Source organism: Halopseudomonas sp. SMJS2 (assembly GCF_029866945.1).
GTDB classification, from domain to species: domain Bacteria; phylum Pseudomonadota; class Gammaproteobacteria; order Pseudomonadales; family Pseudomonadaceae; genus Halopseudomonas; species Halopseudomonas bauzanensis.
In genome coordinates, this window is record NZ_CP123445.1 from 246,419 (window position 1) to 269,151 (window position 22,733).

Consider the following 22,733-nt stretch of genomic DNA (forward strand, 5'->3'; position numbering starts at 1 on the left):
CTATTCGTGTGTGCGCGCTGCTTTTTCGGCCAGGCCGGACAAGTCAAAACGCCGTTCCAGTTCTTGCAGTACATCATCCGGGCCCAGGCCCAGATGACTGAGCATGACCAGGCTATGAAACCACAGATCGGCGGTTTCATAAATCAGCTCGCTTTTGTCCGCGCTGTGCTGACAATCCTTGGCCGCCAGCAGGGTTTCGGTGCATTCCTCGCCGACCTTTTCCAGGATCTTGTTCAGACCCTTGGCATGCAGGCTGGCGACATAGGAGCTGTCCGCTGCTGCTTGTTTGCGCTGCTCCAGCACCTCGGCCAGACGCGCCAGAGTGTCATTCATGCTTGTGCTCATAGATATGTTCCGGGTTTTTGATGACAGGATCGCTATCCTGCCAGTGACCATCCCTGAAAACCTTGTAGAAGCAGCTTTCCCGACCGGTGTGGCAGGCAATGCCGCCGCGTTGCTCGACCTGCATGATGATCACGTCGTTGTCGCAATCCAGGCGCAGCTCATGCAGCACTTGTATATGGCTCGACTCTTCACCCTTGCGCCACAGCTTGCGCCGGGAGCGGGACCAGTAGACGGCGCGGCCTTCCGCTGCGGTGAGTTGCAGCGCTTCGCGGTTCATCCAGGCGACCATGAGTACACGGCCGCTGGCGGCGTCCTGGGCGATGGCAGGGATCAGGCCGTCGGCGTCCCATTTGATGCAGTCCAGCCAGTCGGTATCGGTTCGGGTATCGGTCATATCGGTTGGTCGTCAGAGTCGTTTCGGGTTGTTGCCGTCGCGCCGCAATACCAGCCAGCTCCCGGCGGCCAGTAACAGCCAGTACATCGGCTGGGCCTCGGTCCACAGGTTTATGTCCGTACCCAGACCGTTGGCGCCCAGTGCCACCAACACCACACCGATCACCCGCAGGGCGAGAGCATCGCTGTGACGGCCGGCGGGGGCATGGTGATCCCGTTGGGCGATATTGTCCAGCGCCCGGTGGGTGGTTTCTAGCAGCGGCGGGATGCGCTCCAGGTGCTGTCGCAGGTTCTGCAGTTGATGCCGCGGACCAGCGCGCTCACGCATCCAGCGCTCAAGATAGGGTTTGCCGGTGCTCCACAGATCCAGATCGGGGTACAGCTGGCGCCCCAGCCCCTCGATATTAAGCAGGGTTTTCTGCAGTAGCACCAATTGCGGTTGCACTTCCATGTTGAAGCGCCGGGCGGTCTGGAACAGGCGCAGCAGCAACTGGCCGAAGGAGATGTCCTTCAATGGACGCTCGAAGATAGGTTCACAGACGCTGCGGATGGCGGCCTCGAATTCGTTGATCCGGGTCTCCGGCGGCACCCAGCCGGAGTCGATGTGCAGCTGCGCCACGCGGCGGTAGTCGCGCTTGAAGAAGGCCATCAGGTTGCGCGCCAGATAGGTCTGGTCCTCCGGCGTCAGGCTGCCGACGATGCCGAAGTCGATAGCGATGTACTGCGGTTCCTGCGGTTGATGGCGGGAGACGAAGATATTGCCCGGGTGCATGTCCGCGTGGAAGAAGCTGTCACGGAACACCTGGGAGAAGAACACTTCGACGCCGCGTTCGGCCAGCTTCTTCATGTCCGTGCCCTGGGCGCGCAGGGCGTCGATGTCGGTCACCGGGATGCCGCTGATGCGCTCCATGACCAGTACCTTGTGGCGGCACCAGTCCCAATAGATGGTCGGCACATAGAGTACCGGCGAGCCGAGGAAGTTGCGCCGCAGCAGCGAGGCGTTGGCCGCCTCGCGATACAGGTCCAGCTCGTCGAAGATGGTCTGCTCGTAATCGCGTACCACTTCCACCGGACGCAGCCGCCGCCCCTCGCGGGAAACGCGCTCCAGGGTGCGCGCCGCCAGGTACAGCCATTGGATATCCTGATGGATGACGTCTTCGATCCCCGGGCGCACGACCTTGACGACTACGTCGCTGCCGTCATGCAGCAGGGCGGTATGTACCTGGGCGACGGAAGCCGAGGCCAGTGGCGTATCGGAAAACTCGGCGAATACCGCTTCGATCGGCATGCCCAGCTGTTCTTCGATACGCTGGCGTGCCTCATCGGAGGGGAAGGGCGGTACCTTGTCCTGCAGGAAGGCCAATTCGATGGCGATGTCGTCGGGCAGCAGATCGCGGCGGGTCGACAGGATCTGGCCGAACTTGATGAACACCGGGCCCAGGCTTTCCAGGGCCAGGCGCAGGCGTAGGCCGCGGCTCAGGTCCCGGGGTGCCGGATACAGCTTCCATGGCCCGAACAGCATCAGCCGGCCATACCAGGGTAGCGGCAGTGGCTGGATCAACTGATCCAGGCGGTAGCGGGTAAACACCAGCAGAATGCGAAACAGGCGCAGAAAAGCGGTCAGGTTCATGCGTCGTCAGGTCCCGTTTCAGGCAGCTCAAGGCGGCGTATGCGCGCGTCCAGCCGGTCCAGCTGCAGGCGCAATTCATGGATCGACGCAGCGGCGGCGTCGGCTTCAGCGCGGCCGACCAGTTGCCGGCCCTCTTCAGTGAGGTATTCACCGACCGCGCGTTGCAGGCTCTGCCGGGTGGTACCGAGCCAGTTCCGACTGCCGCGCGCCAGATTGCCGAGGGCATGCGCGGCAACGGGGCCCAGCCAGCGGGCCAGGGCAGCCTCTCCATCGATCTGCAGGTCGTTGAAAATGTTCTGCAGCTGCACCAGCACCTGGGTATCCCCGGTCAGTTCCAGCTCGGGTGACAGCAGCAGTTGCTGGCGGTTGCTGCTCAGCGCCAGGCGGGCCAGCAGGCTCGCCGGGGCGCTGAGGGTGCAGTCGACGTCATACTCATAATGCTGCGCCAGGCGAACTCCGCCGTGCCCCGGCAACAGGTACAGCTGCAGGTCGGGCTGGCGTACGCACAACAGGATAGCGCGCCCCTCCAGGGCCGCCAGTCGCTGGGCGGTCAGCGGGTCCTGATCGATGGCCAGTGCAAGACTGCGCTCGACACCGGCCAGCAGGGCGGTGCTCAACAGCATCAGGGTTTGATGCCCCGGTGCAGGGCCACGATGCCACCGGTCATGTTGTGGTACGTCACCCGGGCGAAACCAGCGGTTTCCATCATGCCCTTGAGGGTTTCCTGGTCCGGATGCATACGGATCGATTCGGCCAGATAGCGATAGCTTTCCGGATCGCCGGTCACCATGCGGCCGATCAGCGGTAGCATGGTGAAGGAATATTGATCGTAGGCCTTGGACAGCAGCTCGTTCTCCGGTTTGGAGAACTCCAGCACCAGCAGGCGCCCGCCGGGCTTGAGCACACGCAGCATGGAAGCGATGGCGTCTTCCTTGTGGGTGACGTTGCGCAGGCCGAAGGCGATGGTGATGCAGTCGAAATGGTTATCCGGGAAGGGCAGTTTCTCGGCATCGGCCTGCACGAAACGCACATTGCCGGCTACGCCCTTGTCCAGCAGGCGGTCGCGGCCGACGCACAGCATGGAGGCGTTGATATCAGCCAGCACCACTTCGCCGGTCGGGCCGACCAGGCTGGAGAACTTGCGTGTCAGGTCACCAGTGCCGCCAGCGATATCCAGCACCCGGTTGCCGGGTCGCACGCCGGACAGCTCGATGGTGAAGCGCTTCCAGATCCGGTGGACGCCACCTGACATGAGGTCGTTCATCAGGTCGTATTTGGCGGCGACCGAATGGAAGACCTCGGCCACCTTGGCGGCCTTTTCCGATTCGCGAACGGTCTGGTAGCCGAAGTGGGTAGTGCGGTCTGTGCTGGACTTGTCTGTCATGGGAGCATCTGCCTTGGCAAATTGATGGGCCATTCTACCTGTATTTGCGGGCCCGGAGGGGCATTTAATGTCGCATGCAGGCGCACGATGCGGCATGCTATGCGTCTTTTTTCAACCATACTGGAAGGGACAGAGATGGCAACCGTAGAAATCACCCGCGAGCACGCATTGGGCAAGGAAGCAGCGAAGGAACGCGCCCAGAAAATGGCCGATAAGCTGGCTGCCAAGCTGGATGCCAAATGCACTTGGCAGGACGATGAACTGACGTTCCAGCGCAGCGGTGTGGATGGCAGCATCCTGGTTGGCGAAGACAGCGTCCGGGTAGCCGTCAAGCTGGGGATGATGCTCACCCCGATGGCCGGCATGGTGAAGGGTGAGATCGAGAAGGCGCTGAACAAATATCTCGCTTGACGCAGCGCAATAGCACTCGGCGTGACCTCTGCTAAGCTGGATAATCTCATCGGCAGCGGCTCACAAGGAGTCTATTCATGGCGGACAAGAAGAAGCGGGAAGGCAAGGATAATGATTGGGTGGAAGGTCTGGAGGGGTATTCCCGGCAGATCTGGCTGGCGGGCCTGGGTGCTTACACCCGTATGGGCAAGGAAGGCGCCAAGCTGTTCGAATCCCTGATTCGAGACGGTGAGCAGGCAGAGAAATCGGCCAAAGCCGAAACCGGCAAAAGCGCCAGCAAAGGCACCCGCAGCAAGAAGGATCCGCTGGATGGCGCGCGGGCCAAGGTGGACAAGGCGCGGAGCAAGCTGACGGACAAGTTCGGTGGCCTTGAGGAGATGTTTGACAAGCGCGTGGCGGGCGCGGTCGAGCGGTTGGGTCTGGCGCGTCAGGAAGAGCTGCGGGCGCTGGAGCAACGTGTTGCCGAACTGACCCGTGCGGTGGGGCAGCGCAGTACCAAGCCGGCCGCTGCCGCCAAGCCGACCCGTACTGCCCGCAAGCCGGCGACGGCTGCCGCGGCAACTGCCAGTTCCACCGTGATCGCCGATTCGGTGACTCAGGCAGCAGCCGAGGCGGCGACGCCAGCCAAGGCTACGCCCAGGCGGGCCAGGTCGGCTGCAGCCAAGCCTGCTGCGAGCAAGCCGGCCAATACCAGGTCGACCAGCACCAAGCCGGCCAGCACCAAGGCGGGAGCCACCGCGCCGGTGAAGCCTGCCACCCGCCGCCGTGCTACCGCGCCAAAGGCCGCCACCCGCGGCAAATCCGCGCCGGCACCGGCCACTGATGCCGAACCGGGCAAACCGACGGAGCAGTGATGCCAGGTCCGCCGCCCTGATGACCCTGGGCGGCGGGCCTTTATCTGCTCACGGCCTTACAGCATCACCTTCACCACCGACACCTCCGGATCACGGCTGGCGCCGGCAGCTTGCAGTTGATCGAGATACTCCTGCCACAGTGCGTCCTGGTGCTCGCCCAGTTTCAGCAGATAATCCCAACTGTACAGTCCGCTGTCATGGCCATCGTCGAACACCAGTTTCAGTGCGTAATTGCCGGCCATCTCTACGGCGGTCAGGGCAACATTCTGCTTGCCGGTCTGCAGCACTGGCCGGCCATGACCCTGTACCTCCGCCGAGGGTGAGTGCACCCGCAGGAACTCCGCCGGCAGGCTGAACTGCCGGCCATCGGCATACTCCAGCTCCAACGTGCGGGACGCCTTGCGCAGCTTGATCTTGCTCGGTATCGGACTGGTCATGGCGGGCTCCCCGACGGTATCGTGTTACAGGATATAGCGGGACAGGTCTTCATTGACCGCCAGCTCGCCCAGGTGCTCGTTCACATAAGCGGCGTCGATCACCAGCTTCTCGCCGTTCTGCTTGGCAGCCAGATCGGCGGCGCCGAACGAAACTTCCTCCAGCAGACGCTCCAGCACGGTGTGCAGGCGACGGGCGCCGATGTTCTCGGTCTTCTCGTTGACCTGCCAGGCAATTTCCGCCAGTCGGGCCACGGCGTCTGCAGCGAATTCGATTTCCAGCCCTTCGGTCTGCAGCAGCGCCCGGTACTGTTCGGTGAGCGAGGCATCCGGCTCGGTGAGGATGCGCTCGAAGTCCGCCGGTGACAGCGACTGGAGCTCGACACGAATCGGCAGACGGCCCTGCAGCTCGGGAATCAGGTCCGACGGCTTGGACAGATGGAAGGCACCCGAGGCGATAAACAGGATGTGGTCGTGCGCACCATGCCGAACTTGGTATTGACCGTACAGCCTTCGATCAACGGCAGCAGGTCACGTTGCACGCCCTCGCGGGAGACATCCGCACCGCCGCCGCTGTTGGCGCGTTTGCTGACCTTGTCGATTTCGTCGAGGAAGACGATGCCGTTCTGCTCGACTGCATCAATGGCGCGGCTCTTCAGGTCATCTTCATTGACCAGGCGTGCGGCTTCCTCATCGCGGATCAGCTTGAAAGCTTCCCTGACCTTGAGCTTGCGGCTCTTGCGCTTGTTCTTGCCGAAGCTGGAGAACATGTTCTGCAGCTGGCTGGTCATTTCCTCCATGCCGGGCGGCGCCATGATTTCCACGCCTACCGGGGCGTCGGCCACCTCGATGTCGATTTCCTTGTCGTCCAGCTGGCCTTCGCGCAGGCGCTTGCGGAACAGCTGGCGGGTGCTGCTGTCTTCGCGCACCGGCTCATCGCTGGTGCCCTGGCGTGCCGGCGGCAGCAGTGCGTCGAGAATACGTTCCTCGGCGGCATCCTCGGCGCGGTGGCCGACCTTGGTGATTTCCTGCTCGCGCAGCATCTTCAGCGCGGCGTCCACCAGGTCACGGATGATGGATTCCACATCCCGGCCGACATAGCCGACTTCGGTGAACTTGGTTGCTTCGACCTTGATGAAGGGCGCCTGGGCCAGGCGCGCCAGGCGGCGGGCGATCTCGGTCTTGCCGACGCCGGTGGGGCCGATCATCAGGATGTTCTTCGGGGTGACTTCATGGCGCAGCGCATCAGGCAACTGCTGACGACGCCAGCGGTTGCGCAGGGCGATGGCTACCGCGCGCTTGGCTTCCTGCTGGCCAATGATATGACGGTCCAGCTCGTGGACGATTTCGCGGGGTGTCATGGACATGTGCAGATTCCCGGGCGCCTCAGGTATTGGCGTCCAGCTCCTCAATAGTGTGATGCTGATTGGTATAGATGCAAATTTCGCCGGCAATGTTCAGGCTGGATTCGACGATCTCACGGGCCGACAACTCGGTGTTGCGCAGCAGGGCGCGGGCCGCTGACTGGGCGTAGGGGCCGCCGGAGCCGATGGCAATAATGCCTTCTTCGGGCTCGAGCACGTCGCCGTTACCGGTAATGATCAGCGAGGCATCCTTGTTGGCCACGGCCAGCAATGCTTCGAGGCGGCGCAGGGTGCGGTCGGTGCGCCATTCCTTGGCCATTTCCACGGCGGCGCGGACCAGTTGACCCTGGTGTTTTTCTAGGTGGCCCTCGAAATGCTCGAACAGGGTGAAGGCATCGGCCGTGCCGCCGGCAAATCCGGCGATCACCTGGTCGTTGTACAGGCGGCGGACCTTGCGGGCATTGCCCTTCATTACGGTGTTGCCCAGGGATACCTGGCCATCACCACCGATTACCACTTTGCCGTGGCGGCGTACTGAAACGATTGTAGTCACGCGCAGCTCCTGTTGGCTGGTCAGATAGCGCAGCACGCCGGGCGTGCTGCCTTTGCCGTTATCTGGGGGCTGCTGGCGTTGAATTCAAGACGTTGGGACGGCCGGATGATAGCCGGGGAGGGATGCCGGCAGTGCGAGCTGCCGGCGGCTGGGTCTCAGCGGTTGGTGGTGCGCTGCTGCCGGAGCAGGTTGCTGAAGCCATTGCCGGCCAGGGTCTGTTCGGCCTGGGCCAATTTGCCCTGATCGCCGAAGGGGCCGACTTGCACCCGGTGCCAGGTTTCGCCGTTGGCCAGCTTGGCGTCTTCCAGTCGCACATCCAGCCCCATGAGCAGGATCTGGGCGCGAACCCGGTCTGCCTCGCTGCGCTGGCGGAATGAGCCGGCCTGCAGATAGTACTGGGTGCTGGAGGTCGGTTTGGCAGCTACTTCCGGTTCGGCTTTCGCCGCTGGTGGTGGCGGCGGAGCGGGCGGGGCCTTGGGCACCACCACTTCTGACTCGGGCAGCAGCGTGTAGAAGTCGTAGCTGGGGCCGGCCGGCTTGCTGGGGGCTGGCGCTACTGCGGGCTGGGGCGGGGCGGTATTGCGTTTTACCGTCTCGCGGCCAGGCTCCAGCTGAAACAGAAAGGCGACGAACAGGCCCAGAACCACCCCGCATACGGCAATCAGCCAGGTAGGCACTCGTCGGCTGGGTTTGGACCGGGCGCGACTGGCGCCGCGACGGGGTGTCTTGCGTGCTTTGGCCATGCGACTTACATGCGCTCCAGAGTAGTGATGCCGAGCAGGTTAAGGCCTTGGCGCAAGGTGCGTCCAGTCAGTGCAGCCAAACGCAGACGGCTGTCACGCTGGGCCTGGTCCTCGGCGGCCAGGATCGGGCAGTTTTCGTAGAAGCTGGAAAAGCGGCCGGCCAGCTCGTACAGATAATGGCACAGCGAATGCGGCGTGCCTTCGCGGGCCACGTATTGCAGCAGGCTGCCGAACTGCGCGAGGTGGGCAGCCAGATCGATCTCGGGCTCGTCCTGCAGGACCAGCGGCGCGAGGTCGTCCAGCTGCGACATGTCGCGGTCGATCTTGCGGAACACGCTGGCGACCCGGGTATAGGCATACATCAGATAGGGCGCGGTGTTGCCTTCGAAGCTGAGCATCTGTTCGAAGTTGAAGTTGTAATCGCTGCTGCGGTGCTTGGACAGGTCCGCGTACTTGACCGCGCCGATACCCACGGCACGGGCGATCTGCTGCAGCTCGGCGCTGTCGAGCTCGGGGTTCTTCTGTTTGACCAGTTGGTAGGCCCGCTCCTCGGCCTCGTCCAGCAGGTCGATCAGCTTGACGGTGCCGCCATCGCGGGTCTTGAACGGCTTGCCGTCGGCGCCGTTCATGGTGCCGAAGCCCATATGTTCCAGCTGCATGTCAGGCGAGACGAAGCCGGCCTTGCGGGCTACGGCGAACACCTGCTGGAAGTGCAGCGCCTGGCGCTGATCGACGAAATACAGGACGCGGTCGGCGCCCAGCACCTGCTGACGGTAGCGCATGGCGGCCAGGTCGGTGGTCGCGTACAGGTAGCCGCCACCGGCCTTCTGCACGATGACCGGCAGCGGCTTGTCTTCGCTGTTGCGGAACTCATCAAGGAAGACGCAACGCGCGCCTTCGCTCTCGGTCAGCAGGCCGGCCTGCTGCAAGCTGTCGACCACGTCGGCAAGCTGATTGTTGTAGGCACTTTCACCGCGCACATCCGCGGGCGTCAGGCTGACTCCCAGGCGATCGTACACCGCCTGGCAATGGCCCAGGGAAATGCTGTTGAAGCGGTTCCACAGTTCCAGGCACTGGGCGTCGCCCGCCTGCAGTTGTACGACCCGTTCGCGGGCGCGGTCGGCAAAGGTCTCGCTTTCGTCAAAACGCTTCTTGGCCTGGCGGTAGAAGTTCTCCAGATCACCCAGCTCGGCTTCGGCGGTAACCGGGTTCTCTTCCAGGTAGGCCAGCAGCATGCCGAACTGGGTGCCCCAATCGCCGACATGGTTCTGGCGGATGACGTCGTGACCGAGGAATTCGAGCACTCGCGCCATGGCGTCGCCGATGATGGTCGAGCGCAGGTGCCCGACGTGCATTTCCTTGGCCAGGTTGGGGGAGGAGTAGTCCACTACCACGCGCTGGGCTGGCTCGGCCTGGGGCACGTTCAACTGCGGATCGTCCAGCGCCTGCTGCAGCTGCGCAGCGAGCCAGTCGCGGGCCTGGAAGAAGTTGATGAAGCCGGGGCCGGCGATACTGACCTGAGCCACTGCATCGCTGTGCGGCAGCGCGGCAACCAGCTGTTCGGCCAGGTCCCGGGGCTTCATGCGGGCGGGCTTTGCCAGCATCATCGCCAGGTTGCTGGCAAAGTCGCCGTGGCTCTTGTCCCGGGCGGTTTCCACCTGAATATTGGGGGAAATGTCGCTGGGCAGTACACCTTGGCTCTGCAGGGTGCTGACGGCGTTGGCGAGCAACTGGCTGATCAGGTTTTTCATAGGTAATGGAGTATCCGGCAACGGCCTGTGGAAAACCCGGCATTATCCGACTTAACGGGCTGCTTGCCAAATCCCTCTGTCTGGCAGTGCGCTTAGGGCTTAGAACATATCCAGCGGATCGACATCAATTGACCAGCGCACGCGGCGGGCCAGGGGGTGCTGCTCCAGTGCCGCCAGCCAATGGTGCAGCAATTGATGCAGGATCGAGCGTTGCCCGGCCTGGACCAGCAACTGAGCGCGATAACGGCCGGCGCGACGCTCCATGGGCGAGGGCACTGGGCCGAGCAGCTCGACATCAGCGATGTCCAGGCTGGCAATCAGCTGCTCCGCCAGTGTGCAGGCTTCATCGAGAAATTGGTTGGTCTGCGCTGAAGAGTTGGATTCGGCGCGCAATAGGGCCATGAAGCTGTAGGGCGGCAGCTGCGCAGCGGCACGGCCTGCCAGTTCCCGCTCGGCGAAGCGGTCATAATCATGCTCGGTCAGATCCAGCAGCAACTGGTGTTCGGCCATGTGGGTCTGGATCAGCACCTGGCCGGGTTTGTTCGCCCGGCCAGCGCGGCCAGCTACCTGGATGATCAACTGCGCCATGCGTTCGGGGCCGCGAAAGTCAGCGGAAAACAGGCCGCCGTCGGCATCGAGGATGGCCACCAGGGTCACGTCTGGAAAGTGATGCCCCTTGGCAAGCATCTGGGTGCCCACCAGCACGCAGGGAGCGCCACTCTGGATGCGTGCCAGCATGCTCTGCATGGCCTGCTTGCGCGCCATGGTGTCGCGGTCGATGCGCAGGATCGGAAAGTCCGGGAAGCACTCGGTCAGATGTTCCTCGGTGCGCTCGGTGCCGGCGCCGATAGGGCGCAGGTCCTGGCTCTGACATTTGGGGCAGCAGCGATCGACCGCGCGCTGACTGCCGCAATGGTGGCAGTGCAGCTGTGCGGGTGACTGGTGCAAAGTCATGCGCGCATCACAGCGGCGGCACTCGGCCATCCAGCCGCAGTCATGGCACATCAAGGTCGGAGCGAAGCCGCGGCGGTTGATGAAAACCAGCACCTGGTTGCCCCGCCGCAAATGTTCACCCATTAACTGGATTAGTGGTCGCGACATGCCTCCTTCCAGTGGTCGGCTGCGGATATCCAGGCATTGAATGGTCGGTGGGCTGGCGTTGCCCGCGCGCTGGGTCAGGCGCAGCCGCTGATAGCGCCCGCGCTGGACATTATGCAGGCTTTCGAAGGATGGCGTGGCGGAGCCGAGAATCAGCCCGACCTGTTCCAGGTGGGCGCGATAGACAGCCAGGTCCCGAGCGTTATAGCGCAGGCCTTCCTGCTGTTTATAGGAGAGATCGTGCTCTTCATCGACGATGATCAGTCCGGGCCGCGCCAGGGGAGTGAAAATGGCCGAGCGGGTGCCGATGACGATGCCGGCTTCGCCGTCGCGAGCGGCAATCCAGGCATCGAGGCGCTCGCGATCATTCAGCCCCGAATGCAGTATGACTACCGGTACGCTGAAGCGGCGGCGAAAGCGCTCCAGGGTCTGGGGCGTCAGCCCGATCTCGGGGATCAGTACCAGCGCCTGACGCTGCTGTTGCAGGCAATGCTGGATGGCCTGTAGGTAGACTTCAGTCTTGCCGCTGCCAGTGACGCCTTCCAGCAGCCAGGCATGGAACCCATCGCGCGCGGTAATCGCATCCAGCGCGGCCTGTTGTTCGCCATTGGGCGACAGCGGTGTTTCCTTTAATAGCGGCTGGGGTTCGCTGGTGTGGTGCGGCGATTGATGGATGCGCTGGGCCAGGCCCTTGCGTTCCAGCGATTCAAGGGCGTCGCGGGTCAGCCCCCACTGGCTGATGAGTGCGTGCGACAGGCCATGGGGGTGTCTGCTGAGGGTCTGCACCGCCTCCTTCTGCTTTGGCGCCCGGCTGATTGCGGGGTGCTCGGGGTAGGTGCCGGGGAGCAGTTGCCAGAGCATGTCCTGACGAGCCATCGCCGGCTCACCGCGCCGCAGCAGCACCGGCAGGGCGCTGCTCAATGTGTCGCCGAGGCCATGTTGGTAGTAGCTTGCAGTCCAGCTGCAGAGCTTCCACAGGCTATCGGGCAGTAGCGGGCTGTGATCGATCAATTCGCTGGCGCGCTTGAGCTTGCCCACCGGCACGCTCGACTGGTCGCTGATGGCTGCGATCACGCCCACCATCTGGCGGTTGCCGAAGGGTACGCTGACGCGCAACCCCACCTGCAGATCGTCCAAACGCAGGCCCGCCGGCGCCCGGTAATCGAACAGGCGGCGCAGGGGAGAGGGAAGGGCAATCTGGAGAATCGGTCCTGACACTGTGACATCCCGTTCTGACAAGCCGTGATGGTAGCATTGCCTGCCGCGATATTCAGCGCCTCCCCGCCGCGGCATGCGTAATGCTTGCGCGGCAGCGGAATTCTGTTATCATCGCCGGCCTGTTTTCCGGTCCATTCGATTGTTCGATGCCGGATGCGTCATTACAGTGCGGTGCCTGATCAGGTTGGTCCGGTGGCGGCACACAAAACCGAGGAATCATCCATGAAAGCTGATTTGCACCCTGCGTACGAAGAAATCGAAGCCACCTGTGGTTGCGGCAATGTCATTAAGACCCGCTCCACTCTGGGCAAGAGCATCTATCTGGACGTCTGCTCCGCATGCCACCCGTTCTACACCGGCAAGCAGAAGGTTCTGGATACCGGCGGCCGTATCGAGCGCTTCAATCAGCGTTTCGGTGCTGTTTCCAGCAAGAAATAAGATCGACGGGCCATTCAGTGGTCATGTCCGATTCGAAAAAGGCGCTCCGTTGGGGCGCCTTTTTTATTGCCTGGCTGGCAGCCGTTCCAGCGCTGGCTGGGGTCTGTGGTAGTTCGCCGGATATCGGCGAGCCGGTGGTCAGTCGGTATGTCATCGATGGGGATACGCTGGAGTTGGTTGATGGTCGGCGGGTGCGCCTGATCGGCATCAATGCGCCGGAAATCGGTCGTCGCGGCAAGGCCTCCGAGCCGTATGCACAGCGGGCTCGGACTGAGCTCGAGCAGCTCGTTGAGCAGGCTGGGTTGCGGTTGCTGGTAGGTGAGGATGCGCAGGATGATTACGGTCGTACGCTGGGTCATCTGTTCGACATTCAAGGTGCCAATATAGAGGCGCAGTTGCTGCGTAGCGGGATGGGCTTCGCCATAGGTATTCCGCCCAACCTGGCGCTGCTCGATTGTCATTTGCGGCAGGAATCCCTTGCCCGGGAGGCTGAGCTGGGAGTGTGGCGACAAGCGCCGATCATCCAGGCTGCCGAGGTGCGTCAGGGAGGTTTTCAATTGGTTCGGGGGCGCGTGCTGTCGATCGAGCGGGCTGGTCGCTATCTCTGGCTTGAGCTCGATGGGCTGTTGGTGTTGCGTATTGCGGCGGACCAGCAGGGCTTCGGTCAGCTCGACAGCTGGCGGGGACGTTCGCTGGAGGTGCGGGGGTGGGTCGTTGATCGGGGAACGCGGCGCCGTGACCATAAGCGCTTTATGTTGCCGCTGCGCGAGCCGAAAATGGCAAATTTCGATTGATTGGCGGTAATGCCGGAAGAAGCGCGCAAGATCGCTGCAGGTAGTGGTGATGTTGGAATGATCTTGTGAGCGTTAGGGCTTTTCTGTATTCTCGATTGTCCGCAACATAATAAAGCTACTTCACCGGAAACGTAATCATGTCTGATCTGAGAACTGATGCGCTCGAATATCACGCCAGCCCGCGTCCGGGCAAATTGAGCGTCGAGCTGACCAAGCCTACTGCCACTGCGCGTGATCTGGCGCTGGCTTATAGTCCGGGTGTTGCTGAGCCCGTGCGCGAAATCGCCAAGGACCTGGATAACGCCTACAAGTACACTGGTAAGGGCAACCTGGTTGCGGTTATTTCCGATGGTACGGCTATTCTCGGTCTGGGCAATCTCGGCCCGCTGGCTTCCAAGCCGGTCATGGAAGGCAAAGGGGTGCTGTTCAAGCGTTTTGCTGGTGTTGACGTTTTCGATATCGAAGTCGAATCCGAAAGCCCGCAGGCGTTCATTGATACCGTCAAGCGTATCTCTTGCACCTTCGGTGGAATCAACCTGGAAGACATCAAGGCGCCCGAGTGCTTCGAAATCGAGCGTGCGCTGATCGAGCAGTGCGATATCCCTGTTTTCCATGATGACCAGCACGGTACCGCCATCGTGACCGCGGCGGCGATGATCAATGCGCTGGAGCTGGCCGACAAGAAGCTGGAAGATGCCAAGATCGTCTGTCTGGGTGCTGGTGCGGCCGCTGTTGCCTGCATGAAGTTGCTGGTCAGCCTGGGTGCGACCATCGAAAACATCTCCATGCTCGATCGCAAGGGTGTCATCCATGCCGGTCGTGATGACCTGAATGAGCACAAGGCTATCTTCGCTTCGGAAACCGACAAGCGCACATTGGCCGATGCAATGAAGGGCGCTGATGTCTTCGTTGGCCTGTCCGGTCCCAATTTGCTGCAGCCAGCCGAACTCAAGCTGATGGCGGAGAACCCCGTCGTATTCGCCTGCTCCAACCCGGATCCCGAGATCAGTCCTGAGCTGGCCCATGCGGCGCGCCCGGATGTGATCATGGCCACTGGCCGGTCCGACTATCCGAACCAGGTCAACAACGTACTCTGCTTCCCCTTCATCTTCCGTGGTGCCCTGGATGTGCGAGCTTCCCGCATCAATGACGAAATGAAGATGGCAGCAGTGCACGCCATTCGCGAATTGGCCAAGGAGCCAGTGCCGGCGTATATCACTGAAGCCTACGGCGGATTGGAGATGGAGTTTGGTCGTGAGTACATCATTCCCAAGCCCATGGATGTGCGTCTGATTGAAAAGGTCCCGGCTGCGGTGGCCAAGGCTGCTATCGACAGCGGCGTTGCGCGTCTGTCCTATCCGGCGCACTACCCGCTGAAGTCGGTCGAAGACTGCTTCTGATCGGCTCATGAAGCCCTGCCTTGTGCAGGGCTTTTTATTGGGTGAAATATTGCTGCAACAAAAGGCTTGACGGCATTTGTCAGCAGCCTATAATGCGCCCCTCGCAAGTCGCTGAGCTTTTCCAAAAGCCCAGGCCAATCAATAAGTTAGCAATAACTTGAGGGTTGACAGGCTAGCGAAACGGCGTAGAATGCGCCGCTCACTGAAGAGGCCGGCAGCATCGCTTTTTCAGGGTGAGAAAGGATTTTCAGGAAGGCGTTGACACGGGGTATGACTCCTGTAGAATGCGCCTCCCTGGCCCGGAACAGCAGCAGCGTTCAAGGCCGATGTGTCAAGCGGTGCAGCGCTGCAAAGCCTCACAAAAAAAGCTTGACAGATCATAAGGTTGGCGTAGAATGCGCGGCCTTGGTTAAGCGGAAACGCGGACCGAATCGCTCTTTAACAAATTGGAATCAAGTAATTCGTGTGGGTGCTTGTGGATGTCGTGATGATCGCAAGATTATCAGCCTACAAGTAACTCGTGAATTCATGAGTTTAGTAAGCTGAGCCAAGTTTAGGGTTTTCTCAAAACCCATGCAGTTTTTAACTGAAGAGTTTGATCATGGCTCAGATTGAACGCTGGCGGCAGGCCTAACACATGCAAGTCGAGCGGAAGAAGGGAGCTTGCTCCCGGATTTAGCGGCGGACGGGTGAGTAACACCTGGGAATCTGCCTGATAGTGGGGGATAACGTCCGGAAACGGGCGCTAATACCGCGTACGTCCTACGGGAGAAAGCAGGGGATCTTCGGACCTTGCGCTATCAGATGAGCCCAGGTCGGATTAGCTTGTTGGTGAGGTAATGGCTCACCAAGGCGACGATCCGTAACTGGTCTGAGAGGATGATCAGTCACACTGGAACTGAGACACGGTCCAGACTCCTACGGGAGGCAGCAGTGGGGAATATTGGACAATGGGGGCAACCCTGATCCAGCCATGCCGCGTGTGTGAAGAAGGTCTTCGGATTGTAAAGCACTTTAAGTTGGGAGGAAGGGCTTTAGGCTAATACCCTGAAGTTTTGACGTTACCGACAGAATAAGCACCGGCTAACTCTGTGCCAGCAGCCGCGGTAATACAGAGGGTGCAAGCGTTAATCGGAATTACTGGGCGTAAAGCGCGCGTAGGTGGTTCAGTAAGATGGGTGTGAAATCCCCGGGCTCAACCTGGGAACTGCATCCATAACTGCTGGGCTAGAGTACGGTAGAGGGTAGTGGAATTTCCTGTGTAGCGGTGAAATGCGTAGATATAGGAAGGAACACCAGTGGCGAAGGCGACTACCTGGACTGATACTGACACTGAGGTGCGAAAGCGTGGGGAGCAAACAGGATTAGATACCCTGGTAGTCCACGCCGTAAACGATGTCAACTAGCCGTTGGGAACCTTGAGTTCTTAGTGGCGCAGCTAACGCACTAAGTTGACCGCCTGGGGAGTACGGTCGCAAGATTAAAACTCAAATGAATTGACGGGGGCCCGCACAAGCGGTGGAGCATGTGGTTTAATTCGAAGCAACGCGAAGAACCTTACCTGGCCTTGACATGCAGAGAACTTTCCAGAGATGGATTGGTGCCTTCGGGAACTCTGACACAGGTGCTGCATGGCTGTCGTCAGCTCGTGTCGTGAGATGTTGGGTTAAGTCCCGTAACGAGCGCAACCCTTGTCCTTAGTTACCAGCACGTTATGGTGGGCACTCTAAGGAGACTGCCGGTGACAAACCGGAGGAAGGTGGGGATGACGTCAAGTCATCATGGCCCTTACGGCCAGGGCTACACACGTGCTACAATGGGGAATACAAAGGGTTGCCAAGCCGCGAGGTGGAGCTAATCCCATAAAGTCTCTCGTAGTCCGGATTGGAGTCTGCAACTCGACTCCATGAAGTCGGAATCGCTAGTAATCGTGGATCAGAATGCCACGGTGAATACGTTCCCGGGCCTTGTACACACCGCCCGTCACACCATGGGAGTGGGTTGCACCAGAAGTAGCTAGTCTAACCTTCGGGAGGACGGTTACCACGGTGTGATTCATGACTGGGGTGAAGTCGTAACAAGGTAGCCGTAGGGGAACCTGCGGCTGGATCACCTCCTTAATCGAAAGATCACACGCTTTTTCAAGCACTCACACGAATTACTTGATTCCGAAAGAAAGGCGATTAGGTCTGTAGCTTTAACGCAACAGGTAGCAGGCCGAGATAATTGGGTCTGTAGCTCAGTTGGTTAGAGCGCACCCCTGATAAGGGTGAGGTCGGCAGTTCGAATCTGCCCAGACCCACCAATTGTCGAGGTGTCAGGTCTGAACGGGGCCATAGCTCAGCTGGGAGAGCGCCTGCCTTGCACGCAGGAGGTCAGCGGTTCGATCCCGCTTGGCTCCACCAGGACAGCAGCTGCCATCGCCGGTACTCGATAAGAGTTCATACATGAATGATCCCGCAGGTTTATGACGGGATGATTGATGTCTGATCTTTGATCAGTCGCTCTTTAACAATGTGGAAAAGTGATAGAAGTAAGACAAGACATAACGGGTGTTTCACTGCACACGTTATGGCTAAGGTAACTTGTAATCTCAAGTGCAAGTTCCGGATTGTCGTGAAATCATGTCAAGACATAGGCTTTGAGCAATCGGCGCAAGCAGATTGTTTGGGGTTATATGGTCAAGTGAATAAGCGCATACGGTGGATGCCTTGGCAGTCAGAGGCGATGAAAGACGTGGTAGCCTGCGAAAAGCTTCGGGGAGGTGGCAAACGACCTTTGATCCGGAGATCTCTGAATGGGGAAACCCACCCAACATAAGTTGGGTATCACACACTGAATACATAGGTGTGTGAGGCGAACCCGGGGAACTGAAACATCTAAGTACCCGGAGGAAAAGAAATCAACCGAGATTCCCCAAGTAGTGGCGAGCGAACGGGGAGCAGCCCTTAAGCGGTATTGAGTCTAGTGGAACGCTGTGGAAAAGGCGGCCATAGTGGGTGATAGCCCCGTACACGAAAGACTCTTTGCCGTGAAATCGAGTAGGTCGGCGCACGTGAAACGTTGACTGAACATGGGGGGACCATCCTCCAAGGCTAAATACTCCTGACTGACCGATAGTGAACCAGTACCGTGAGGGAAAGGCGAAAAGAACCCCTGTGAGGGGAGTGAAATAGATCCTGAAACCGTATGCGTACAAGCAGTGGGAGCCGACTTGTTCGGTGACTGCGTACCTTTTGTATAATGGGTCAGCGACTTATATTCAGTGGCGAGCTTAACCGTCTAGGGGAGGCGTAGGGAAACCGAGTCTTAATAGGGCGTTTAGTCGCTGGGTATAGACCCGAAACCGGGCGATCTATCCATGGGCAGGTTGAAGGTGCCGTAACAGGCACTGGAGGACCGAACCGACTACCGTTGAAAAGTTAGCGGATGACTTGTGGATAGGAGTGAAAGGCTAATCAAGCTCGGAGATAGCTGGTTCTCCTCGAAAGCTATTTAGGTAGCGCCTCGTGTATCACCACTGGGGGTAGAGCACTGTTTGGGCTAGGGGGTCATCCCGACTTACCAACCCCATGCAAACTCCGAATACCAGTGAGTGCAGAGCACGGGAGACACACGGCGGGTGCTAACGTCCGTCGTGAAAAGGGAAACAACCCAGACCGTCAGCTAAGGTCCCAAAGTTATGGTTAAGTGGGAAACGATGTGGGAAGGCTTAGACAGCTAGGAGGTTGGCTTAGAAGCAGCCATCCTTTAAAGAAAGCGTAATAGCTCACTAGTCGAGTCGGCCTGCGCGGAAGATGTAACGGGGCTCAAACCATACACCGAAGCTACGGGTGCATCTTAGGATGTGCGGTAGAGGAGCGTTCTGTAAGCCTGTGAAGGTCAATTGAGAAGTTGGCTGGAGGTATCAGAAGTGCGAATGCTGACATGAGTAACGACAATGGGAGTGAAAAACTCCCACGCCGGAAGACCAAGGGTTCCTGCGCAACGTTAATCGACGCAGGGTGAGTCGACCCCTAAGGCGAGACCGAAAGGTGTAGTCGATGGGAAACGGGTTAATATTCCCGTACTTCTGGTTACTGCGATGGGGGGACGGAGAAGGCTAGGCCAGCACGGCGTTGGTTGTCCGTGTTTAAGGTGGTAGGCTGAGATCTCAGGTAAATCCGGGATCTCAAGGCCGAGAACTGATGACGAGTGTTCTTTTAGAACACGAAGTGGTTGATGCCATGCTTCCAGGAAAAGCCTCTAAGCTTCAGGTAACTAGAAATCGTACCCCAAACCGACACAGGTGGTCAGGTAGAGAATACCAAGGCGCTTGAGAGAACTCGGGTGAAGGAACTAGGCAAAATGGCACCGTAACTTCGGGAGAAGGTGCGCCGGCTAGGGTGAAGGACTTGCTCCGTAAGCTCTGGCTGGTCGAAGATACCAGGCCGCTGCAACTGTTTATTAAAAACATAGCACTCTGCAAACACGAAAGTGGACGTATAGGGTGTGACGCCTGCCCGGTGCCGGAAGGTTAATTGATGGGGTTAGCTTCGGCGAAGCTCTTGATCGAAGCCCCGGTAAACGGCGGCCGTAACTATAACGGTCCTAAGGTAGCGAAATTCCTTGTCGGGTAAGTTCCGACCTGCACGAATGGCGTAATGATGGCGGCGCTGTCTCCACCCGAGACTCAGTGAAATTGAAATCGCTGTGAAGATGCAGTGTATCCGCGGCTAGACGGAAAGACCCCGTGAACCTTTACTATAGCTTTGCACTGGACTTTGAATTTGCTTGTGTAGGATAGGTGGGAGGCTGTGAAGCGTGGACGCCAGTTCGCGTGGAGCCAACCTTGAAATACCACCCTGGCAACTTTGAGGTTCTAACTCTGGTCCGTTATCCGGATCGAGGACAGTGTATGGTGGGTAGTTTGACTGGGGCGGTCTCCTCCTAAAGAGTAACGGAGGAGTACGAAGGTGCGCTCAGCACGGTCGGAAATCGTGCGTAGAGTATAAAGGCAAAAGCGCGCTTGACTGCGAGACCAACACGTCGAGCAGGTACGAAAGTAGGTCTTAGTGATCCGGTGGTTCTGTATGGAAGGGCCATCGCTCAACGGATAAAAGGTACTCCGGGGATAACAGGCTGATACCGCCCAAGAGTTCATATCGACGGCGGTGTTTGGCACCTCGATGTCGGCTCATCACATCCTGGGGCTGAAGCCGGTCCCAAGGGTATGGCTGTTCGCCATTTAAAGTGGTACGCGAGCTGGGTTTAGAACGTCGTGAGACAGTTCGGTCCCTATCTGCCGTGGACGTTTGAGATTTGAGAGGGGCTGCTCCTAGTACGAGAGGACCGGAGTGGACGAACCTCTGGTGTTCCGGTTGTCACGCCAGTGGCATTGCCGGGTAGCTACGTTCGGAAAAGATAACCGCTGAAAGCATCTAAGCGGGAAACTTGCCTCAAGATGAGATCTCACCGGGGACTTGATCCCCCTGAAGGGCCGTCGAAGACTACGACGTTGATAGGCTGGGTGTGTAAGCGTTGTGAGGCGTTGAGCTAACCAGTACTAATTGCCCGTGTGGCTTGACCATATAACGCCCAAACAATTTGGGCCATGGCCTGACACATTGATTGAACGACAAGCTGGAACGGCACGAGATTACAGTAACCTCCTTGTTAAATGACTATCACTTTTCCCACCCTTTCGTTGTGTGGACTCAACACCCACGCGACAACCGAATTGCTTGACGACCATAGAGCATTGGAACCACCTGATCCCATTCCGAACTCAGCAGTGAAACGATGCATCGCCGATGGTAGTGTGGGGACTCCCCATGTGAGAGTAGGTCATCGTCAAGCTTCAAATAAGAAACCCCGCCAGCTGGCGGGGTTTTTTTATGCCTGAATCGCCACCTGTCTGCGCACCTTGTGCCTTGTGCTACGAGTTCGGGTCTGGTGATGGGAGCGGCCCTGGCCGCGATGGGCTGGCCGACAAGCTCCGCGCCCAAGGCCGCTCCTGCAGCAAGTTGCGAGTTATCTATAACCTGAACAGCATTGTTACATTCTCGTTCATAAAGCCATGACAGCGCGTTATCATGCGCAGTTCATTTCCAACGATCGACACTTCCATGCTAGCTGCGTTATTCAAGATGATGTCCGATGGGCAATTTCATTCCGGCGAAGAGCTGGGCAGGACTCTTGGCGTCAGCCGGGCGGCGGTCTGGAAGTCGCTGAAGCGGCTGGAAGATCAAGGGTTCCCTATTCAGCGCATACGCGGCAAGGGCTACCGCATTCCACGCGGAGCAGTCCTGCTGGATCTTGCGGAGATCACCGCGGCGCTGCCTGCTGATATGGCGGAGCGGATTGAATGGCAGTTGCTGGACACTGTTGACTCGACCAATGCCCAGTTGCTCAAACAACTCTCCATGAAAGAACCTCGAGCGCTCGCCTGTGTTGCCGAACAGCAGCTGGCGGGTAAGGGGCGCCGGGGTAGAGAGTGGGTCAGCCCCTATGGTCAGAATATCTACCTGTCACTGGCGTTGCCGTTCTCCGGTGGGGCGCAGAAGCTGGAGGGGCTTAGTCTACTGGTTGGTCTCGTGCTGGTGGAGACGCTCGAAAGTTGTGGTTTTCGCAATTGCGCCTTGAAATGGCCCAACGATGTGCTGCTGGGTGGGCGCAAGCTGGCGGGCATTCTCATCGAGCTTGCTGGCGACCTGACCTCTGACTGCGTAGCGGTCATCGGTGTGGGTATCAATGTATTGATGAATGATGCTGCTGCGGCAATCGACCAGGCCTGGACCTCGCTGCTGTTGTCCCGTCAGGACGGTACGCTGAACCGCAATCTGCTGATCGCCGAATTCATCCGGCGACTGTTCGAGGCGGTGGCGGTATTTCGTGAGGCGGGTTTTGCGCCTTTCGTCGAGGAGTGGCAGCGACATGATGCCTGGTATGGCCAGCCGGTTGTTGTCCGTACTGGTGCCGTCATCACTGAGGGGGTCGAGCGGGGAGTTGATCAGCGGGGGGCGCTGCGACTTGATGTAGCCGAGGGCCAGGTATTGCTCAATGGCGGTGAAGTAAGTTTGAGGCTGAGTCATGATTCTTGAGCTGGACTGCGGCAATACGCTGATCAAGTGGCGTTTGCTCGATCGTGAAGGGCGTGTCAGAGATGGTGACATGGCACCCGACCTGGTCGAGCTTCAGCGTCTGCTTGGCGGACAGGAGCGGGAGATTCACGGTTGCCGGTTGGTTAGTGTGCGCTCGGCAGAAGAGACGCAGGTCATTGTGGATCAGCTGACGAGCTGGCTCAAGCGCCACCCCATGCTCGCTCGGCCCGGGCTGCAGCTGGCCGGCGTAAGCAATGGCTATATTGATGCAGCGCGTCTGGGCATGGATCGGTGGCTGGCGTTGGTGGCAGGATATCAACTGTGCCGGCGTGCCTGCGTGGTAATTGATCTTGGGACCGCCGTAACCACGGACTTCGTCGATGCGCAGGGTCGTCACCTCGGCGGCTACATCGCACCAGGAAGCAAGCTGCTGCGCAGCAGTCTCCTCAGTCATACCCGCCTGATCCGCTATGACCGAGGCGCGCATGGTGACTTGCGCGAGCCGCGGCCAGGGACCAGCACGGCTGAGGCTGTGGAGTTCGGCTGTGAATTGATGTTATCCGGCTTTGTGCGTGAGCAACTACGTATCGCGCAGCAACTGCTGGGCGACGATCCGGCAGTAATTCTGACGGGGGGCGATGCTGCCGGCATGAAGGAGGTATTGCCGGAAGGGTGCCAGGTGATCGGTGATCTGGTATTCCGCGGGCTGGCCCTGGCGTGCCCCATGGAGTTCAGTCCGTGAAATATCTTTTTCTGTCATTGGCGCTTCTCAATATTCTCTATGCGCTGTGGCAGCTGCAGGATAATAAGCTGATGGTGGGCGCGCCAGACGAGCCTGCCG

General features: G+C 59.5%; 17 protein-coding genes, 2 tRNA genes, 3 rRNA genes and 1 pseudogene. 12 read left to right on the plus strand and 11 right to left on the minus strand.

From position 1 onward, the window contains the following. Genes QAO71_RS01135 through ubiE form a run of 5 tightly spaced genes read right to left on the minus strand, consistent with a single transcriptional unit; the run spans nt 1 to nt 3,752 of the window. On the minus strand, nt 1–333 hold the full coding sequence (locus tag QAO71_RS01135; protein WP_074779241.1) for a phosphoribosyl-ATP diphosphatase: 333 nt from the start codon (nt 331–333) through the stop codon (nt 1–3). After that, nucleotides 326–739, minus strand: a complete 414-nt coding sequence (hisI, locus tag QAO71_RS01140; protein ID WP_280165061.1) for a phosphoribosyl-AMP cyclohydrolase — start codon at nt 737–739, stop codon at nt 326–328. The genes QAO71_RS01135 and hisI overlap by 8 nt, the downstream gene beginning before the upstream one ends. Before the next feature lie 12 nt (nt 740–751). Beyond that, complete coding sequence (ubiB, locus tag QAO71_RS01145; RefSeq protein WP_280165062.1) at nt 752–2,368, minus strand: ubiquinone biosynthesis regulatory protein kinase UbiB; 1,617 nt, start codon at nt 2,366–2,368, stop codon at nt 752–754. Next, nucleotides 2,365–2,991: an SCP2 sterol-binding domain-containing protein gene (locus QAO71_RS01150; protein WP_136868435.1), complete on the minus strand. Its 627-nt coding sequence runs from the start codon at nt 2,989–2,991 to the stop codon at nt 2,365–2,367. The genes ubiB and QAO71_RS01150 overlap by 4 nt, the downstream gene beginning before the upstream one ends. Next, on the minus strand, nt 2,991–3,752 hold the full coding sequence (gene ubiE / locus QAO71_RS01155) for a bifunctional demethylmenaquinone methyltransferase/2-methoxy-6-polyprenyl-1,4-benzoquinol methylase UbiE (RefSeq protein ID WP_280165063.1): 762 nt from the start codon (nt 3,750–3,752) through the stop codon (nt 2,991–2,993). Before ubiE ends, QAO71_RS01150 begins: the two co-directional genes overlap by 1 nt. Nucleotides 3,753–3,887: 135 nt before the next feature. Between ubiE and QAO71_RS01160 the strand changes: the two genes are divergently transcribed. Beyond that, nucleotides 3,888–4,163 carry a polyhydroxyalkanoic acid system family protein gene (locus tag QAO71_RS01160; protein WP_036991298.1) on the plus strand — a complete coding sequence of 92 codons (276 nt, stop codon included), beginning with the start codon at nt 3,888–3,890 and terminating at the stop codon, nt 4,161–4,163. A 77-nt stretch (nt 4,164–4,240) separates the two neighbouring features. Continuing rightward, nucleotides 4,241–5,017, plus strand: coding sequence for a phasin family protein (locus QAO71_RS01165; protein ID WP_136868434.1), 777 nt, complete (start codon nt 4,241–4,243; stop codon nt 5,015–5,017). A 56-nt stretch (nt 5,018–5,073) separates the two neighbouring features. Here the strand turns inward: QAO71_RS01165 and QAO71_RS01170 are convergent, their stop codons facing one another. From QAO71_RS01170 to QAO71_RS01195, 6 genes and pseudogenes are all read right to left on the minus strand, one after another. Continuing rightward, entirely contained in the window at nt 5,074–5,454 is a 381-nt protein-coding gene (locus QAO71_RS01170; RefSeq protein ID WP_280165064.1) for a DUF971 domain-containing protein, read from the minus strand. Between the two features lie 24 nt (nt 5,455–5,478). Continuing rightward, a pseudogene (hslU, locus tag QAO71_RS01175) lies at nt 5,479–6,818 on the minus strand (ATP-dependent protease ATPase subunit HslU). Nucleotides 6,819–6,837: 19 nt separating this feature from the next. Beyond that, nucleotides 6,838–7,368, minus strand: coding sequence for an ATP-dependent protease subunit HslV (gene hslV, locus QAO71_RS01180; protein ID WP_036991992.1), 531 nt, complete (start codon nt 7,366–7,368; stop codon nt 6,838–6,840). Between the two features lie 155 nt (nt 7,369–7,523). Further along, nucleotides 7,524–8,111, minus strand: coding sequence for an SPOR domain-containing protein (locus tag QAO71_RS01185; RefSeq protein ID WP_280165065.1), 588 nt, complete (start codon nt 8,109–8,111; stop codon nt 7,524–7,526). Between the two features lie 5 nt (nt 8,112–8,116). Then, a complete protein-coding gene (argS, locus tag QAO71_RS01190) occupies nt 8,117–9,862 on the minus strand; it encodes an arginine--tRNA ligase (RefSeq protein WP_280165066.1) in 1,746 nt (581 codons plus the stop codon). 99 nt (nt 9,863–9,961) lie between these two features. Beyond that, entirely contained in the window at nt 9,962–12,178 is a 2,217-nt protein-coding gene (locus tag QAO71_RS01195) for a primosomal protein N' (RefSeq protein ID WP_280165067.1), read from the minus strand. A gap of 222 nt (nt 12,179–12,400) precedes the next feature. Here QAO71_RS01195 and rpmE point away from each other — a divergent pair, with 222 nt between their 5' ends. The 10 genes from rpmE (at nt 12,401) to QAO71_RS01245 (ending at nt 22,634) form a co-directional block, all read left to right on the plus strand. After that, on the plus strand, nt 12,401–12,616 hold the full coding sequence (rpmE, locus tag QAO71_RS01200) for a 50S ribosomal protein L31 (RefSeq protein WP_036991287.1): 216 nt from the start codon (nt 12,401–12,403) through the stop codon (nt 12,614–12,616). 23 nt (nt 12,617–12,639) lie between these two features. Then, nucleotides 12,640–13,410: a thermonuclease family protein gene (locus QAO71_RS01205; RefSeq protein WP_280165068.1), complete on the plus strand. Its 771-nt coding sequence runs from the start codon at nt 12,640–12,642 to the stop codon at nt 13,408–13,410. A 137-nt stretch (nt 13,411–13,547) separates the two neighbouring features. Then, entirely contained in the window at nt 13,548–14,810 is a 1,263-nt protein-coding gene (locus tag QAO71_RS01210; protein ID WP_280165069.1) for a malic enzyme-like NAD(P)-binding protein, read from the plus strand. A gap of 583 nt (nt 14,811–15,393) precedes the next feature. After that, nucleotides 15,394–16,930 (plus strand): 16S ribosomal RNA (locus tag QAO71_RS01215). Nucleotides 16,931–17,038: 108 nt separating this feature from the next. Further along, nucleotides 17,039–17,115, plus strand: a tRNA-Ile gene (locus QAO71_RS01220). A 24-nt stretch (nt 17,116–17,139) separates the two neighbouring features. After that, nucleotides 17,140–17,215, plus strand: a tRNA-Ala gene (locus QAO71_RS01225). Nucleotides 17,216–17,489: 274 nt separating this feature from the next. Beyond that, nucleotides 17,490–20,380 (plus strand): 23S ribosomal RNA (locus QAO71_RS01230). A gap of 152 nt (nt 20,381–20,532) precedes the next feature. Continuing rightward, a 5S ribosomal RNA gene (gene rrf / locus QAO71_RS01235) occupies nt 20,533–20,648 on the plus strand. The 16S, 23S and 5S rRNA genes sit together here with 2 tRNA genes alongside, the layout of an rRNA operon. 236 nt (nt 20,649–20,884) lie before the next feature. Then, nucleotides 20,885–21,892 carry a bifunctional biotin--[acetyl-CoA-carboxylase] ligase/biotin operon repressor BirA gene (gene birA / locus QAO71_RS01240; protein ID WP_280165070.1) on the plus strand — a complete coding sequence of 336 codons (1,008 nt, stop codon included), beginning with the start codon at nt 20,885–20,887 and terminating at the stop codon, nt 21,890–21,892. Then, a complete protein-coding gene (locus QAO71_RS01245; protein ID WP_280165071.1) occupies nt 21,882–22,634 on the plus strand; it encodes a type III pantothenate kinase in 753 nt (250 codons plus the stop codon). The genes birA and QAO71_RS01245 overlap by 11 nt, the downstream gene beginning before the upstream one ends. The last annotated feature ends 99 nt before the right edge of the window (nt 22,635–22,733 follow it).

What these genes read in the sequence shown, in the direction of transcription:
- argS (WP_280165066.1), bottom strand. Translation starts at nt 9,862, where the DNA reads ATGAAAAACCTGATCAGCCAGTTGCTCGCCAACGCCGTCAGCACCCTG.
- birA (WP_280165070.1), top strand. Translation starts at nt 20,885, where the DNA reads ATGCGCAGTTCATTTCCAACGATCGACACTTCCATGCTAGCTGCGTTA.
- ubiB (WP_280165062.1), bottom strand. Translation starts at nt 2,368, where the DNA reads ATGAACCTGACCGCTTTTCTGCGCCTGTTTCGCATTCTGCTGGTGTTT.
- QAO71_RS01245 (WP_280165071.1), top strand. Translation starts at nt 21,882, where the DNA reads ATGATTCTTGAGCTGGACTGCGGCAATACGCTGATCAAGTGGCGTTTG.
- ubiE (WP_280165063.1), bottom strand. Translation starts at nt 3,752, where the DNA reads ATGACAGACAAGTCCAGCACAGACCGCACTACCCACTTCGGCTACCAG.
- rpmE (WP_036991287.1), top strand. Translation starts at nt 12,401, where the DNA reads ATGAAAGCTGATTTGCACCCTGCGTACGAAGAAATCGAAGCCACCTGT.
- QAO71_RS01150 (WP_136868435.1), bottom strand. Translation starts at nt 2,991, where the DNA reads ATGCTGTTGAGCACCGCCCTGCTGGCCGGTGTCGAGCGCAGTCTTGCA.
- QAO71_RS01170 (WP_280165064.1), bottom strand. Translation starts at nt 5,454, where the DNA reads ATGACCAGTCCGATACCGAGCAAGATCAAGCTGCGCAAGGCGTCCCGC.
- QAO71_RS01205 (WP_280165068.1), top strand. Translation starts at nt 12,640, where the DNA reads ATGTCCGATTCGAAAAAGGCGCTCCGTTGGGGCGCCTTTTTTATTGCC.
- QAO71_RS01165 (WP_136868434.1), top strand. Translation starts at nt 4,241, where the DNA reads ATGGCGGACAAGAAGAAGCGGGAAGGCAAGGATAATGATTGGGTGGAA.
- hisI (WP_280165061.1), bottom strand. Translation starts at nt 739, where the DNA reads ATGACCGATACCCGAACCGATACCGACTGGCTGGACTGCATCAAATGG.
- QAO71_RS01160 (WP_036991298.1), top strand. Translation starts at nt 3,888, where the DNA reads ATGGCAACCGTAGAAATCACCCGCGAGCACGCATTGGGCAAGGAAGCA.
- QAO71_RS01185 (WP_280165065.1), bottom strand. Translation starts at nt 8,111, where the DNA reads ATGGCCAAAGCACGCAAGACACCCCGTCGCGGCGCCAGTCGCGCCCGG.
- QAO71_RS01210 (WP_280165069.1), top strand. Translation starts at nt 13,548, where the DNA reads ATGTCTGATCTGAGAACTGATGCGCTCGAATATCACGCCAGCCCGCGT.
- QAO71_RS01135 (WP_074779241.1), bottom strand. Translation starts at nt 333, where the DNA reads ATGAATGACACTCTGGCGCGTCTGGCCGAGGTGCTGGAGCAGCGCAAA.